The organism is Bacillus sp. TH22 (assembly GCF_016651015.1).
Taxonomy (GTDB): Bacteria; Bacillota; Bacilli; order Bacillales; family Bacillaceae_G; genus Bacillus_A; species Bacillus_A mycoides.
Map to the genome: position 1 here is coordinate 2,790,785 of NZ_JAEKER010000001.1, position 15,986 is coordinate 2,806,770.

The 15,986-nt window shown below is 44.8% G+C and carries 4 protein-coding genes, 6 rRNA genes and 1 riboswitch; all 10 genes read right to left on the reverse strand.

Annotated features, from left to right (window positions below):
• Window positions 1-138: 138 nt before the first annotated feature.
• Window positions 139-254: ribosomal RNA gene (gene rrf / locus JFU18_RS14030) — 5S ribosomal RNA — on the reverse strand.
• 49 nt (window positions 255-303) lie between these two features.
• Window positions 304-3,226, reverse strand: a 23S ribosomal RNA gene (locus tag JFU18_RS14035).
• Between the two features lie 146 nt (window positions 3,227-3,372).
• Window positions 3,373-4,924 (reverse strand): 16S ribosomal RNA (locus tag JFU18_RS14040).
• Together the 16S, 23S and 5S rRNA genes form the textbook arrangement of a ribosomal RNA operon.
• A 447-nt stretch (window positions 4,925-5,371) precedes the next feature.
• The gene (locus JFU18_RS14045) at window positions 5,372-6,100 is read right to left on the reverse strand and encodes a DsbA family oxidoreductase (RefSeq protein ID WP_002016772.1); all 729 of its coding nucleotides are present in this window, start codon (window positions 6,098-6,100) and stop codon (window positions 5,372-5,374) included.
• Window positions 6,101-6,961: 861 nt separating this feature from the next.
• Window positions 6,962-7,077, reverse strand: a 5S ribosomal RNA gene (rrf, locus tag JFU18_RS14050).
• Between the two features lie 49 nt (window positions 7,078-7,126).
• A 23S ribosomal RNA gene (locus JFU18_RS14055) occupies window positions 7,127-10,049 on the reverse strand.
• Window positions 10,050-10,195: 146 nt separating this feature from the next.
• Window positions 10,196-11,747, reverse strand: a 16S ribosomal RNA gene (locus tag JFU18_RS14060).
• Window positions 11,748-12,042: 295 nt separating this feature from the next.
• Complete coding sequence (locus tag JFU18_RS14065) at window positions 12,043-13,548, reverse strand: sensor histidine kinase (RefSeq protein ID WP_201033585.1); 1,506 nt, start codon at window positions 13,546-13,548, stop codon at window positions 12,043-12,045.
• Window positions 13,532-14,233 carry a response regulator transcription factor gene (locus JFU18_RS14070; RefSeq protein WP_002029454.1) on the reverse strand — a complete coding sequence of 234 codons (702 nt, stop codon included), beginning with the start codon at window positions 14,231-14,233 and terminating at the stop codon, window positions 13,532-13,534. Before JFU18_RS14070 ends, JFU18_RS14065 begins: the two co-directional genes overlap by 17 nt.
• A 145-nt stretch (window positions 14,234-14,378) precedes the next feature.
• Complete coding sequence (locus JFU18_RS14075) at window positions 14,379-15,704, reverse strand: NCS2 family permease (protein ID WP_201033584.1); 1,326 nt, start codon at window positions 15,702-15,704, stop codon at window positions 14,379-14,381.
• 127 nt (window positions 15,705-15,831) lie between these two features.
• Window positions 15,832-15,933, reverse strand: a riboswitch (purine riboswitch).
• Window positions 15,934-15,986 lie beyond the last annotated feature (53 nt).

Below are 15,986 nucleotides of genomic sequence, written 5' to 3' on the forward strand. Positions count from 1 at the left end.
TAATGAATAACAATTTTATATAAATACGCTTACCTTTAAACAAATAAGCTTGTTATCAATGGATTTCTTAAGCCATTAATAACAAGCTTATTTCATTAAACACAAAAAAGACGAGTCATTCTGACTCGTCTTAAAGTTGCTTGGCGACGTCCTACTCTCACAGGGACAAGGTCCCAACTACCATCGGCGCTAGAGAGCTTAACTTCCGTGTTCGGTATGGGAACGGGTGTGACCTCTCTGCCATCATCACCAAACTGATGAAGGTATATTCCTTCAAAACTAGATAACATTGCTTCATATTATATGGTTAAGTCCTCGATCTATTAGTATTCGTCAGCTCCACATGTCACCATGCTTCCACCTCGAACCTATCAACCTGATCATCTTTCAGGGATCTTACTAGCTTACGCTATGGGAAATCTCATCTTGAGGGGGGCTTCATGCTTAGATGCTTTCAGCACTTATCCCTTCCGCACATAGCTACCCGCCTATGCCCTTGGCAGAACAACTGGTACACCGGCGGTGCGTCCATCCCGGTCCTCTCGTACTAAGGACAGCTCCTCTCAAATTTCCTGCGCCCACGACGGATAGGGACCGAACTGTCTCACGACGTTCTGAACCCGACTCGCGTACCGCTTTAATGGGCGAACAGCCCAACCCTTGGGACCGACTACAGCCCCAGGATGCGATGAGCCGACATCGAGGTGCCAAACCTCCCCGTCGATGTGGACTCTTGGGGGAGATAAGCCTGTTATCCCCGGGGTAGCTTTTATCCGTTGAGCGATGGCCCTTCCATGCGGAACCACCGGATCACTAAGCCCGACTTTCGTCCCTGCTCGACTTGTAGGTCTCGCAGTCAAGCTCCCTTATGCCTTTGCACTCTACGAATGATTTCCAACCATTCTGAGGGAACCTTTGGGCGCCTCCGTTACACTTTAGGAGGCGACCGCCCCAGTCAAACTGCCCACCTGACACTGTCTCCCGGGTCGATAAGACCCGTAGGTTAGAATTTCAATACAGTCAGGGCGGTATCCCACCGCTGCCTCCACCGAAGCTAGCGCTCCGGTTTCAATGGCTCCCGCCTATCCTGTACAAACTGTACCAAAATTCAATATCAGGCTACAGTAAAGCTCCACGGGGTCTTTCCGTCCTGTCGCGGGTAACCTGCATCTTCACAGGTACTATAATTTCACCGAGTCTCTGGTTGAGACAGTGCCCAAATCGTTACACCTTTCGTGCGGGTCGGAACTTACCCGACAAGGAATTTCGCTACCTTAGGACCGTTATAGTTACGGCCGCCGTTTACTGGGGCTTCAGTTCAGAGCTTCGCTTACGCTAACCCCTCTCCTTAACCTTCCGAGCACCGGGCAGGTGTCAGCCCCTATACTTCGCCTTACGGCTTCGCAGAGACCTGTGTTTTTGCTAAACAGTCGCTTGGGCCTATTCACTGCGGCTTTCCGTTAAGAAAGCACCCCTTCTCCCGAAGTTACGGGGTCATTTTGCCGAGTTCCTTAACCAGAGTTCTCTCGCACACCTTAGGATTCTCTCCTCGCCTACCTGTGTCGGTTTGCGGTACAGGCACCTTTTATCTCGCTAGAAGCTTTTCTTGGCAGCGGGGAATCAAAGACTTCGCTCCATAAGGAGCTTCCCCATCACAGCTCAGCCTTCACGATAAGCGGATTTGCCTACTTATCAGCCTAACTGCTTGGACGTGCACAACCAATCGCACGCTTCTTCTATCCTTCTGCGTCCCTCCATTGCTCAAACGATAAAGAGGTGGTACAGGAATATCAACCTGTTGTCCATCGCCTACGCCTGTCGGCCTCGGCTTAGGTCCTGACTAACCCTGAGCGGACGAGCCTTCCTCAGGAAACCTTAGGCATTCGGTGGACGGGATTCTCACCCGTCTTTCGCTACTCATACCGGCATTCTCACTTCTAAGCGCTCCACCAGTCCTTCCGGTCTGACTTCACTGCACTTAGAACGCTCCCCTACCACTGATACCATTGGTATCAATTCGCAGCTTCGGTGGTGTATTTAGCCCCGGTACATTTTCGGCGCAGAGTCACTCGACTAGTGAGCTATTACGCACTCTTTAAATGGTGGCTGCTTCTGAGCCAACATCCTAGTTGTCTAAGCAACTCCACATCCTTTTCCACTTAATACACACTTTGGGACCTTAGCTGGCGATCTGGGCTGTTTCCCTCTTGACTACGGATCTTATCACTCGCAGTCTGACTCCTAAGGATAAGTCATTGGCATTCGGAGTTTGACTGAATTCGGTAATCCGATGAGGACCCCTAGTTCAATCAGTGCTCTACCTCCAAGACTCTTACACTTAAGGCTAGCCCTAAAGCTATTTCGGGGAGAACCAGCTATCTCCAGGTTCGATTGGAATTTCTCCGCTACCCACACCTCATCCCCGCACTTTTCAACGTGCGTGGGTTCGGGCCTCCATTCAGTGTTACCTGAACTTCACCCTGGACATGGGTAGATCACCTGGTTTCGGGTCTACGACCACGTACTAAACGCCCTATTCAGACTCGCTTTCGCTGCGGCTCCGCCTCTTCAGCTTAACCTTGCACGGGATCGTAACTCGCCGGTTCATTCTACAAAAGGCACGCCATCACCCATTAACGGGCTCTGACTATTTGTAGGCACACGGTTTCAGGATCTCTTTCACTCCCCTTCCGGGGTGCTTTTCACCTTTCCCTCACGGTACTGGTTCACTATCGATCACTAGGGAGTATTTAGCCTTGGGAGATGGTCCTCCCAGATTCCGACGGAATTTCACGTGTTCCGCCGTACTCAGGATACATTCAAGAGAGAACGAAGTTTCGACTACGGGGTTATTACCCTCTGTGACGGACCTTTCCAGGTCGCTTCGTCTACCTCGTTCCTTTGTAACTCCGTATAGAATGTCCTACAACCCCAAGAGGCAAGCCTCTTGGTTTGGGCTAGATTCCGTTTCGCTCGCCGCTACTCAGGAAATCGCATTTGCTTTCTCTTCCTCCAGGTACTTAGATGTTTCAGTTCCCTGGGTCTGTCTTCCATACCCTATGTATTCAGGTAAGGATACCATACCATTACGTATAGTGGGTTTCCCCATTCGGAAATCTTCGGATCAAAGCTTACTTACAGCTCCCCGAAGCATATCGGCGTTAGTCCCGTCCTTCATCGACTCCTAGTGTCAAGGCATCCACCGTGCGCCCTTTCTAACTTAACCAAACTAAAATTAAAAAAATATGAGCTACACTGTTATCTAGTTTTCAAAGAACATACATTTAAACTTGAGAGATAGTTCTCTCAAAACTGAACGAAACAAAACAAGTCAACGTTTATTGATGAACTGCGTTCATCAATTCTCCATAGAAAGGAGGTGATCCAGCCGCACCTTCCGATACGGCTACCTTGTTACGACTTCACCCCAATCATCTGTCCCACCTTAGGCGGTCGGCTCCATAAAGGTTACCCCACCGACTTCGGGTGTTACAAACTCTCGTGGTGTGACGGGCGGTGTGTACAAGGCCCGGGAACGTATTCACCGCGGCATGCTGATCCGCGATTACTAGCGATTCCGACTTCATGTAGGCGAGTTGCAGCCTACAATCCGAACTGAGAACGGTTTTATGAGATTAGCTCCACCTCGCGGTCTTGCAGCTCTTTGTACCGTCCATTGTAGCACGTGTGTAGCCCAGGTCATAAGGGGCATGATGATTTGACGTCATCCCCACCTTCCTCCGGTTTGTCACCGGCAGTCACCTTAGAGTGCCCAACTTAATGATGGCAACTAAGATCAAGGGTTGCGCTCGTTGCGGGACTTAACCCAACATCTCACGACACGAGCTGACGACAACCATGCACCACCTGTCACTCTGCTCCCGAAGGAGAAGCTCTATCTCTAGAGTTTTCAGAGGATGTCAAGACCTGGTAAGGTTCTTCGCGTTGCTTCGAATTAAACCACATGCTCCACCGCTTGTGCGGGCCCCCGTCAATTCCTTTGAGTTTCAGCCTTGCGGCCGTACTCCCCAGGCGGAGTGCTTAATGCGTTAACTTCAGCACTAAAGGGCGGAAACCCTCTAACACTTAGCACTCATCGTTTACGGCGTGGACTACCAGGGTATCTAATCCTGTTTGCTCCCCACGCTTTCGCGCCTCAGTGTCAGTTACAGACCAGAAAGTCGCCTTCGCCACTGGTGTTCCTCCATATCTCTACGCATTTCACCGCTACACATGGAATTCCACTTTCCTCTTCTGCACTCAAGTCTCCCAGTTTCCAATGACCCTCCACGGTTGAGCCGTGGGCTTTCACATCAGACTTAAGAAACCACCTGCGCGCGCTTTACGCCCAATAATTCCGGATAACGCTTGCCACCTACGTATTACCGCGGCTGTCGGCACGTAGTTAGCCGTGGCTTTCTGGTTAGGTACCGTCAAGGTGCCGACTTATTCAACTAGCACTTGTTCTTCCCTAACAACAGAGTTTTACGACCCGAAAGCCTTCATCACTCACGCGGCGTTGCTCCGTCAGACTTTCGTCCATTGCGGAAGATTCCCTACTGCTGCCTCCCGTAGGAGTCTGGGCCGTGTCTCAGTCCCAGTGTGGCCGATCACCCTCTCAGGTCGGCTACGCATCGTCGCCTTGGTGAGCCGTTACCTCACCAACTAGCTAATGCGACGCGGGTCCATCCATAAGTGACAGCCGAAGCCGCCTTTCAATTTTGAACTATGCAGTTCAAAATATTATCCGGTATTAGCCCCGGTTTCCCGGAGTTATCCCAGTCTTATGGGTAGGTTACCCACGTGTTACTCACCCGTCCGCCGCTAACTTCATAAGAGCAAGCTCTTAATCCATTCGCTCGACTTGCATGTATTAGGCACGCCGCCAGCGTTCATCCTGAGCCAGGATCAAACTCTCCAATAAAGTTAGTTTGTCTAGCATCTAAAAATAAAAATTGACGTTCACGTTGTTTGTTTCGTTCAGTTTTCAAAGAACTTGTTTGCCGCTCATTTGCGACTCCCTTATGTTAACATTTTCATATTTCAATGTCAACCAAGTTTTTTTATTTCTTTTGTCGCTTTCTGCGTTGTTGCTATCGGCGACTTGTTCTATATTACACCCATGTATATTAATCGTCAATAGTTTTAAATAAGTTTTTTATAAAAATATGAATTAACTATACCAACAAGCCGTTAGCACAATAATAATACACTTGAATGTAACTCCCCAAAATAAACTAAATACGAATAACCTATAAAAGTCACTGTAGGTTATTCGTATTTAGATGTCATTAATATACATATGACATTTTAAATTTATCCCCTCATTACATTATGCACACCATAATAGAAAGAAAGAAAGAATTAAATATTATTCCTTTGAAGGTATCGAGCAGCTACCATCTGCACAATAATCATCTGTTGTACTATTTATTGAAAGATCTTGAAGTTCAGACTTAGGGTTCTCTTCTTCCCACACCTGTTGAAGTGCACCAACAAAGGTTTCAAGTGGTTGTGCACCTGAAATAGCATACTTTTGATTAACAATAAAATAAGGTACCCCTGTAATTTTATATTGTTGAGCAATTGATTCATCAATCCTAACCTCATTGGCATAAGCATTTTTATTATGAATAACATTTAAAGCCTCTTCCCTATCTAGACCGGAAGCTTCAGCAATATTAGCTAGTGTTTCCACATCACTTAAGTTTCTCGATTCAGTGAAATATGCAAAAAGTAGATTTTCTGTAATCTCCTTTTCCTTCCCCTGATCCTTTGCGAATTTCGCCAAACGATGTGCATCAAAAGTATTTGTTGGCTTCATCTCTTCAAAATTGAAACTCAAACCCATACTAGCTGCATGATTGCCTAGTTGTATATTATTACGATCAGCTTCTTCAACACTAATTCCATACTTCGATGCAAGCACTTCATTAATACTCGTTCCAGAGTAGATCGGAGCATTTTGATCTAATTCAAAACTTTTAAACTCAACTTCAACATCTTTCTTATGTGGAAATTGCTCTAAAGCCATTTCTAATCTACGCTTCCCAATATAGCAAAACGGGCATACAAAATCAGACCAAACTTCAATTTTCATATGAACACCTCATTAACATTTATTTTTCAATCATTGTAGCACTGACGTTACGGAATTCAAAAATTTATGCCTCAAGAAGTTACGACTACCAATCAAAGAAGATTTCATACCCATATATACACTTCAATTGTAAATGAGCCCCTTGCTCAACATGCCTATATCTCACTACATATTTAGCCATAATATAGCTGTTCTCATAATAATTGAAAGCACCTGTATCATTTTCATAGATTATGTACTACTTCCCTATACTTAATAACAAAAAACATTCCTCAAAACGCTACTATTATAAGAATAAAAAATTAAACAAGCCCGTCTATATAAAATGCAATTATATAGACGGGCTTGTTTAATAGATTGAGCAAACTGCAAACTCAAAGGAAGCAATTACACAAATCTATATTATTGAAATTATGAACGGAGTTATTTTCAAAAGTATATTAATGAAGAAGATTTAGATGTCCAATCATGAAAAAGAAATATTTACCGGCAGAAACACCTCTAATGTTTATTAGTTAAGGGATATTGTATACAGGATTTTAAGGGGAAATAGCTATATAATTCATAAACCATTAAATCATTTAGAGTATAGAAGCTTCAATTATGCGCCAAGTTTTTTAGAAATTAATTATAAAAGAAGAGAGGTTCCCCTCTTATATTGAAAATATGACCAATAATGATCCTATTACGAAATACATATAGTTTAATGAGCGCTTAATAAAAATAGCGAAAATACTTCGCCTTTATCATGATTCCGTAAATAATTTCCCATCTGGTATGATTTAGCAATATTTCCACCCTTGTTTCTAACGAAACAAATATACAAAAAAACACAAGTCAAAAGACTTGTGTTTTTATCTTGCTTGGCGACGTCCTACTCTCACAGGGACAAGGTCCCAACTACCATCGGCGCTAGAGAGCTTAACTTCCGTGTTCGGTATGGGAACGGGTGTGACCTCTCTGCCATCATCACCAAACTATGAAGGTATATTCCTTCAAAACTAGATAACATTTGCTTCATATTATATGGTTAAGTCCTCGATCTATTAGTATTCGTCAGCTCCACATGTCACCATGCTTCCACCTCGAACCTATCAACCTGATCATCTTTCAGGGATCTTACTAGCTTACGCTATGGGAAATCTCATCTTGAGGGGGGCTTCATGCTTAGATGCTTTCAGCACTTATCCCTTCCGCACATAGCTACCCAGCTATGCCCTTGGCAGAACAACTGGTACACCAGCGGTGCGTCCATCCCGGTCCTCTCGTACTAAGGACAGCTCCTCTCAAATTTCCTGCGCCCACGACGGATAGGGACCGAACTGTCTCACGACGTTCTGAACCCGACTCGCGTACCGCTTTAATGGGCGAACAGCCCAACCCTTGGGACCGACTACAGCCCCAGGATGCGATGAGCCGACATCGAGGTGCCAAACCTCCCCGTCGATGTGGACTCTTGGGGGAGATAAGCCTGTTATCCCCGGGGTAGCTTTTATCCGTTGAGCGATGGCCCTTCCATGCGGAACCACCGGATCACTAAGCCCGACTTTCGTCCCTGCTCGACTTGTAGGTCTCGCAGTCAAGCTCCCTTATGCCTTTGCACTCTACGAATGATTTCCAACCATTCTGAGGGAACCTTTGGGCGCCTCCGTTACACTTTAGGAGGCGACCGCCCCAGTCAAACTGCCCACCTGACACTGTCTCCCGGGTCGATGAGACCCGTAGGTTAGAATTTCAATACAGTCAGGGCGGTATCCCACCAGCGCCTCCACCGAAGCTAGCGCTCCGGTTTCAATGGCTCCCGCCTATCCTGTACAAACTGTACCAAAATTCAATATCAGGCTACAGTAAAGCTCCACGGGGTCTTTCCGTCCTGTCGCGGGTAACCTGCATCTTCACAGGTACTATAATTTCACCGAGTCTCTGGTTGAGACAGTGCCCAAATCGTTACACCTTTCGTGCGGGTCGGAACTTACCCGACAAGGAATTTCGCTACCTTAGGACCGTTATAGTTACGGCCGCCGTTTACTGGGGCTTCAGTTCAGAGCTTCGCTTACGCTAACCCCTCTCCTTAACCTTCCAGCACCGGGCAGGTGTCAGCCCCTATACTTCGCCTTACGGCTTCGCAGAGACCTGTGTTTTTGCTAAACAGTCGCTTGGGCCTATTCACTGCGGCTTTCCGTTAAGAAAGCACCCCTTCTCCCGAAGTTACGGGGTCATTTTGCCGAGTTCCTTAACCAGAGTTCTCTCGCACACCTTAGGATTCTCTCCTCGCCTACCTGTGTCGGTTTGCGGTACAGGCACCTTTTATCTCGCTAGAAGCTTTTCTTGGCAGCGGGGAATCAAAGACTTCGCTCCATAAGGAGCTTCCCCATCACAGCTCAGCCTTCACGATAAGCGGATTTGCCTACTTATCAGCCTAACTGCTTGGACGTGCACAACCAATCGCACGCTTCTTCTATCCTTCTGCGTCCCTCCATTGCTCAAACGATAAAGAGGTGGTACAGGAATATCAACCTGTTGTCCATCGCCTACGCCTGTCGGCCTCGGCTTAGGTCCTGACTAACCCTGAGCGGACGAGCCTTCCTCAGGAAACCTTAGGCATTCGGTGGACGGGATTCTCACCCGTCTTTCGCTACTCATACCGGCATTCTCACTTCTAAGCGCTCCACCAGTCCTTCCGGTCTGACTTCACTGCACTTAGAACGCTCCCCTACCACTGATACCATTGGTATCAATTCGCAGCTTCGGTGGTGTATTTAGCCCCGGTACATTTTCGGCGCAGAGTCACTCGACTAGTGAGCTATTACGCACTCTTTAAATGGTGGCTGCTTCTGAGCCAACATCCTAGTTGTCTAAGCAACTCCACATCCTTTTCCACTTAATACACACTTTGGGACCTTAGCTGGCGATCTGGGCTGTTTCCCTCTTGACTACGGATCTTATCACTCGCAGTCTGACTCCTAAGGATAAGTCATTGGCATTCGGAGTTTGACTGAATTCGGTAATCCGATGAGGACCCCTAGTTCAATCAGTGCTCTACCTCCAAGACTCTTACACTTAAGGCTAGCCCTAAAGCTATTTCGGGGAGAACCAGACTATCTCCAGGTTCGATTGGAATTTCTCCGCTACCCACACCTCATCCCCGCACTTTTCAACGTGCGTGGGTTCGGGCCTCCATTCAGTGTTACCTGAACTTCACCCTGGACATGGGTAGATCACCTGGTTTCGGGTCTACGACCACGTACTAAACGCCCTATTCAGACTCGCTTTCGCTGCGGCTCCGCCTCTTCAGCTTAACCTTGCACGGGATCGTAACTCGCCGGTTCATTCTACAAAAGGCACGCCATCACCCATTAACGGGCTCTGACTATTTGTAGGCACACGGTTTCAGGATCTCTTTCACTCCCCTTCCGGGGTGCTTTTCACCTTTCCCTCACGGTACTGGTTCACTATCGATCACTAGGGAGTATTTAGCCTTGGGAGATGGTCCTCCCAGATTCCGACGGAATTTCACGTGTTCCGCCGTACTCAGGATACATTCAAGAGAGAACGAAGTTTCGACTACGGGGTTATTACCCTCTGTGACGGACCTTTCCAGGTCGCTTCGTCTACCTCGTTCCTTTGTAACTCCGTATAGAATGTCCTACAACCCCAAGAGGCAAGCCTCTTGGTTTGGGCTAGATTCCGTTTCGCTCGCCGCTACTCAGGAAATCGCATTTGCTTTCTCTTCCTCCAGGTACTTAGATGTTTCAGTTCCCTGGGTCTGTCTTCCATACCCTATGTATTCAGGTAAGGATACCATACCATTACGTATAGTGGGTTTCCCCATTCGGAAATCTTCGGATCAAAGCTTACTTACAGCTCCCCGAAGCATATCGGCGTTAGTCCCGTCCTTCATCGACTCCTAGTGTCAAGGCATCCACCGTGCGCCCTTTCTAACTTAACCAAACTAAAATTAAAAAAATATGAGCTACACTGTTATCTAGTTTTCAAAGAACATACATTTAAACTTGAGAGATAGTTCTCTCAAAACTGAACGAAACAAAACAAGTCAACGTTTATTGATGAACTGCGTTCATCAATTCTCCATAGAAAGGAGGTGATCCAGCCGCACCTTCCGATACGGCTACCTTGTTACGACTTCACCCCAATCATCTGTCCCACCTTAGGCGGCTGGCTCCATAAAGGTTACCCCACCGACTTCGGGTGTTACAAACTCTCGTGGTGTGACGGGCGGTGTGTACAAGGCCCGGGAACGTATTCACCGCGGCATGCTGATCCGCGATTACTAGCGATTCCAGCTTCATGTAGGCGAGTTGCAGCCTACAATCCGAACTGAGAACGGTTTTATGAGATTAGCTCCACCTCGCGGTCTTGCAGCTCTTTGTACCGTCCATTGTAGCACGTGTGTAGCCCAGGTCATAAGGGGCATGATGATTTGACGTCATCCCCACCTTCCTCCGGTTTGTCACCGGCAGTCACCTTAGAGTGCCCAACTTAATGATGGCAACTAAGATCAAGGGTTGCGCTCGTTGCGGGACTTAACCCAACATCTCACGACACGAGCTGACGACAACCATGCACCACCTGTCACTCTGCTCCCGAAGGAGAAGCTCTATCTCTAGAGTTTTCAGAGGATGTCAAGACCTGGTAAGGTTCTTCGCGTTGCTTCGAATTAAACCACATGCTCCACCGCTTGTGCGGGCCCCCGTCAATTCCTTTGAGTTTCAGCCTTGCGGCCGTACTCCCCAGGCGGAGTGCTTAATGCGTTAACTTCAGCACTAAAGGGCGGAAACCCTCTAACACTTAGCACTCATCGTTTACGGCGTGGACTACCAGGGTATCTAATCCTGTTTGCTCCCCACGCTTTCGCGCCTCAGTGTCAGTTACAGACCAGAAAGTCGCCTTCGCCACTGGTGTTCCTCCATATCTCTACGCATTTCACCGCTACACATGGAATTCCACTTTCCTCTTCTGCACTCAAGTCTCCCAGTTTCCAATGACCCTCCACGGTTGAGCCGTGGGCTTTCACATCAGACTTAAGAAACCACCTGCGCGCGCTTTACGCCCAATAATTCCGGATAACGCTTGCCACCTACGTATTACCGCGGCTGTCGGCACGTAGTTAGCCGTGGCTTTCTGGTTAGGTACCGTCAAGGTGCCGACTTATTCAACTAGCACTTGTTCTTCCCTAACAACAGAGTTTTACGACCCGAAAGCCTTCATCACTCACGCGGCGTTGCTCCGTCAGACTTTCGTCCATTGCGGAAGATTCCCTACTGCTGCCTCCCGTAGGAGTCTGGGCCGTGTCTCAGTCCCAGTGTGGCCGATCACCCTCTCAGGTCGGCTACGCATCGTCGCCTTGGTGAGCCGTTACCTCACCAACTAGCTAATGCGACGCGGGTCCATCCATAAGTGACAGCCGAAGCCGCCTTTCAATTTTGAACTATGCAGTTCAAAATATTATCCGGTATTAGCCCCGGTTTCCCGGAGTTATCCCAGTCTTATGGGTAGGTTACCCACGTGTTACTCACCCGTCCGCCGCTAACTTCATAAGAGCAAGCTCTTAATCCATTCGCTCGACTTGCATGTATTAGGCACGCCGCCAGCGTTCATCCTGAGCCAGGATCAAACTCTCCAATAAAGTTAGTTTGTCTAGCATCTAAAAATAAAAATTGACGTTCACGTTGTTTGTTTCGTTCAGTTTTCAAAGAACTTGTTTGCCGCTCATTTGCGACTCCCTTATGTTAACATTTTCATATTTCAATGTCAACCAAGTTTTTTTATTTCTTTTGTCGCTTTCTGCGTTGTTGCTATCGGCGACTTGTTTTATATTACACCTCTAAACTCTAATCGTCAATATGTTTTTCTAAAAAAATATAAAAAGGCTTATTCCTTTTAAAATAAGCCTTTTTATCCTATAACATTCTATTCATTTATTATTTTTCTATAATTGGTAATGAAACGATGAACTGAACGATCCCGTCCTCATACTCAGCTTGAATACTACCACCTTGCAACTCAACAATACTTTTCGCAATAGCTAATCCGAGCCCCGAACCTTCTGTTACTCTACTTCTAGATTGATCTTTCTTATAAAACCGTTCAAACAAGTTCCCTAACTCTTCTCTCGTAAACTCTTCACTATGATTCGCAATAACAATTTGTATATTCCTGCGCTGCCTTTGAAGAGAAACTTTTATCTCTCCGTCATCTTTACTATACTTAATTGCATTCATTAGTAAGTTGTCGAATACACGGACCATCTTTTCCGAATCAATCATCGCATATGCACGTTCCTCAGGAAACTTCTTAACAAACATAAGGCCATGCTCTTCTGCTTGCGGTACTAACTCTTCTATTAATTGCTCCAATAACTCATTTATACAAACCTCTTGTTTTTCCAATATAACTTGCTCATTTGTTAACTTCGTATACTCAAATAAATCTTCTATTAAATTCTTTAACTGCTCCGACTTCGCAAAAGCAATTCTCGTATACTCATCATGTTGTTCTTTACTTTCATATTTAGAATCTCGAAGTAATCGCAAGTAACCCATAATAGAAGTCAGTGGTGTACGCAAATCGTGAGATACATTCGTAATAAGCTCGTTCTTTTGCTTCTCTAATTTACGTTCCTTTTCTATATTATTCATCAGCTCTTCTGCCATATTATTAATATTCTCAGTTAAAGACGCAATCTCGTCCTCACCTTTCTTCTCAATACGATACGCTAAGTTGCCTTTTTCTATTTCCTTTACACCTTGTGCCATCGCTTCAATTTGCTTCATCTTTCTCTTTGTTATATAGAAGAAAGAGAAAATGAATACGAGTACACCTATGAAAAATGGAAACGGCCCTTCTTGCGTATCATATCTCACTTCACCTCCCGGAATCCCACTAACAAACATGTATAAATTCTTATCTTCTATTGTAATAGGTGCAAAAGCTATAAATTCTTTTCTTGTATTTTCAAATGCATCTTGCCCGTTTGAATAATTGATTGCAAATGATGCTGCATTACGAATTGTATTATGCAAATCAATTTGCTCTTCTTGCGCCTGCTTCGTTTTATATAAAACTTTACCGCTCTCGTCAGTGACCAATACTTTTAAAGCTCTAGAGTTTTGTTCTAAATTTTGATTCTCTATTTCAATCATAGTTGATATAGCTTCTAATTTATTTTCATGAACTGAACTATTTGCGACGCTTTGAGCGTGTTGATTAATTTGTTCCATACCAACCCGATAATCGATCGTCGCCTCTCGATTCGCATTCTCAAAAAACGGTGCTGCTGCCTTCGCTGACAAAATCCCTAACAACGCACAAGCAGTAAACGCAGTAATAAGTTGAATTCGTATACTCCGTTTCACACTCTTCACTATCTTTCCAATTAATTCTCGAATTTTCCTAACATAAGTAAATGGATTAAATATCTTTTTCAATCTTATACCCCACTCCCCATACTGTTTTTATATATATTGGCTTCCTTGGATTCTCCTCAATCTTTTCACGCACTTTCCGAATATGAACCATTACCGTGTTATCCGACTGGAAAGATCTTTCGTTCCAAACCTTTTCATAAATTTGTTCCGCACTAAAGACCATCCCCGGATTACGGACTAGTAATTCTAAAATTGAAAATTCCCTTGGGGTGAGTTTCACTTCTTCTCCATCCACAATGACTGTATGAGTGGAGATGTTTATTTTCATCTCTCCAATTTCTAACTCGTCCTCATTTTGAATAGCAAAGCCATTCATTTTCATATAACGACGTAGCTGCGATTTAATTCTTGCGATTAACTCTAACGGATTAAACGGTTTTGCTACATAATCATCTGCACCTGTTGTTAATCCTAAAATTTTATCCATATCTTGCGTTTTTGCCGAAAGCATAATAATCGGCATTTCCTTCGCTTCCCTTACTTTCATACACATATGAATACCATCTACTTTCGGCATCATAATATCTAATACGACTAAGTGCACTTCATTTTCTTCTAATATACGTAACCCTTCTTCTCCGTCCCCTGCTTGCAGTACTTTATATCCTTCGTTCTTTAAATAAATTGTAATAAGGTTCCTAATTTCTTTTTCATCATCTACTACAAGTATTGTTTCCCCGGCCATACTATCTCCCCCATCACTTTTTTAATCCCTAACTTCTATTATAAGAAAACTTCTGAAGAAAAACGCTCGGAAATCCTTAAGATTTTCTGAAGACGCAAAAAAGGTCTAGACTCCCCTCAAGTCTAGACCTTTCAAAAAACCCCTTTTATTTACGAACGTAGATGAAATATAGTACGAATAAAACTCCCATAACATACATAATTGGATGAATCTCTTTACGACGACCACTCACAACCATTGTAATTGGATAGAAGATAAACCCGATTGCAATTCCTGTTGCGATACTATACGTAAGTGGCATTGAAATGATAGTAAAGAATGCTGGTACTGCAATCTCGAATTTCTTCCAATCAATTTCGCCTAAAGATGAAACCATCAAGATCCCTACAATAATTAATGCTGGCGCTGTTACAGCTGGTGTCACAACACTTAATAGTGGTGAGAAGAATAGCGCTAGCAAGAAGAACCCTGCTGTTACAACTGCTGTAAATCCAGAACGTCCACCCGCTGCTACCCCTGCAGAAGATTCAATATAAGACGTTGTTGTTGATGTACCTAGAATTGCACCAATTACAGTTGCAATCGCATCTGCAAATAACGCTTTACCTGCACGTGGTAATTTATTGTTCTTCATTAATCCCGCTTGATTCGCAACCGCTACAAGCGTACCTGCTGTATCAAAGAAATCGATAAAGAAGAACGTTATAATAACAATCGCCATTTCAACAGTGAAAATGTCTCCAAAGTGAGTTAATGCTACCCCGAACGTTGGTTCTAGACTCGGTATTGCTCCCACTACAGCTTTTGGTGTATCAATTAATCCAGTCGCTACTCCTAAGATCGCCGTAAGGATCATACCGTAGAAAACTGCACCATTTATTTTTTTAATCATGAAAATGATTGTAGTAACAACTCCGAAGATTGCTAGTAACGTTGTGCCCTTTGTTAAGTCCCCCAACCCAACAAGAACAGCATCATTCTTTACGATAATTCCAGCGTTTTGGAATCCAAGGAAGGCAATGAATAATCCAATACCCGCCGCTACTGCAAACTTTAACTCTACTGGAATTGCATTAATAATTTTTTCACGAATACCTGAAGCAGTAAGAATAATAAAGATAATACCTGACATTAATGTTCCAGCAATCGCCGTTTGCCACGGAATTCCCATCGTTAACACCGCTGTATAAGCAAAGAACGCGTTTATTCCCATACCTGGCGCTAAAGCAATCGGATACTTCGCAAATATCCCCATAATTAACGAACCAATCGCCGCTGCTAATGCTGTAGCAACGAACACTGCACCTGGATCCATTCCTGTACCTACCGGTAATCCTTTAACATTTCCAAGCGACAGCGTAGCAGGATTGACAAATAGTACGTAAGCCATAGATAGAAATGTCGTTAAACCTGCTATGAACTCTGTTTTATAATTTGTGCCGAGTTCATCAAACTGAAAATAGCGTTTCATCTTACGTTTCCCCCGTTATATGATTACTCGCCGTATTTCCCCTAGCCCTCTTTTATTTATAAAAATAAAAAAGGCTTCCATTGCATATACATGGAAGCGTTCTATGAATAAAGACAAGTTTCCCCTCATCTTTATCAAAACGCCTCGTAGTCAAGCCATTTACGGTAGCTAGGTAGAAACTTTCGGGCCATATCCCCGATATTATACGACGGCATAATATTCACTTTTCGTTTGAATTACATACTCATATTAACTCGATGAGGTGGTTTTGTCAATTTAAAA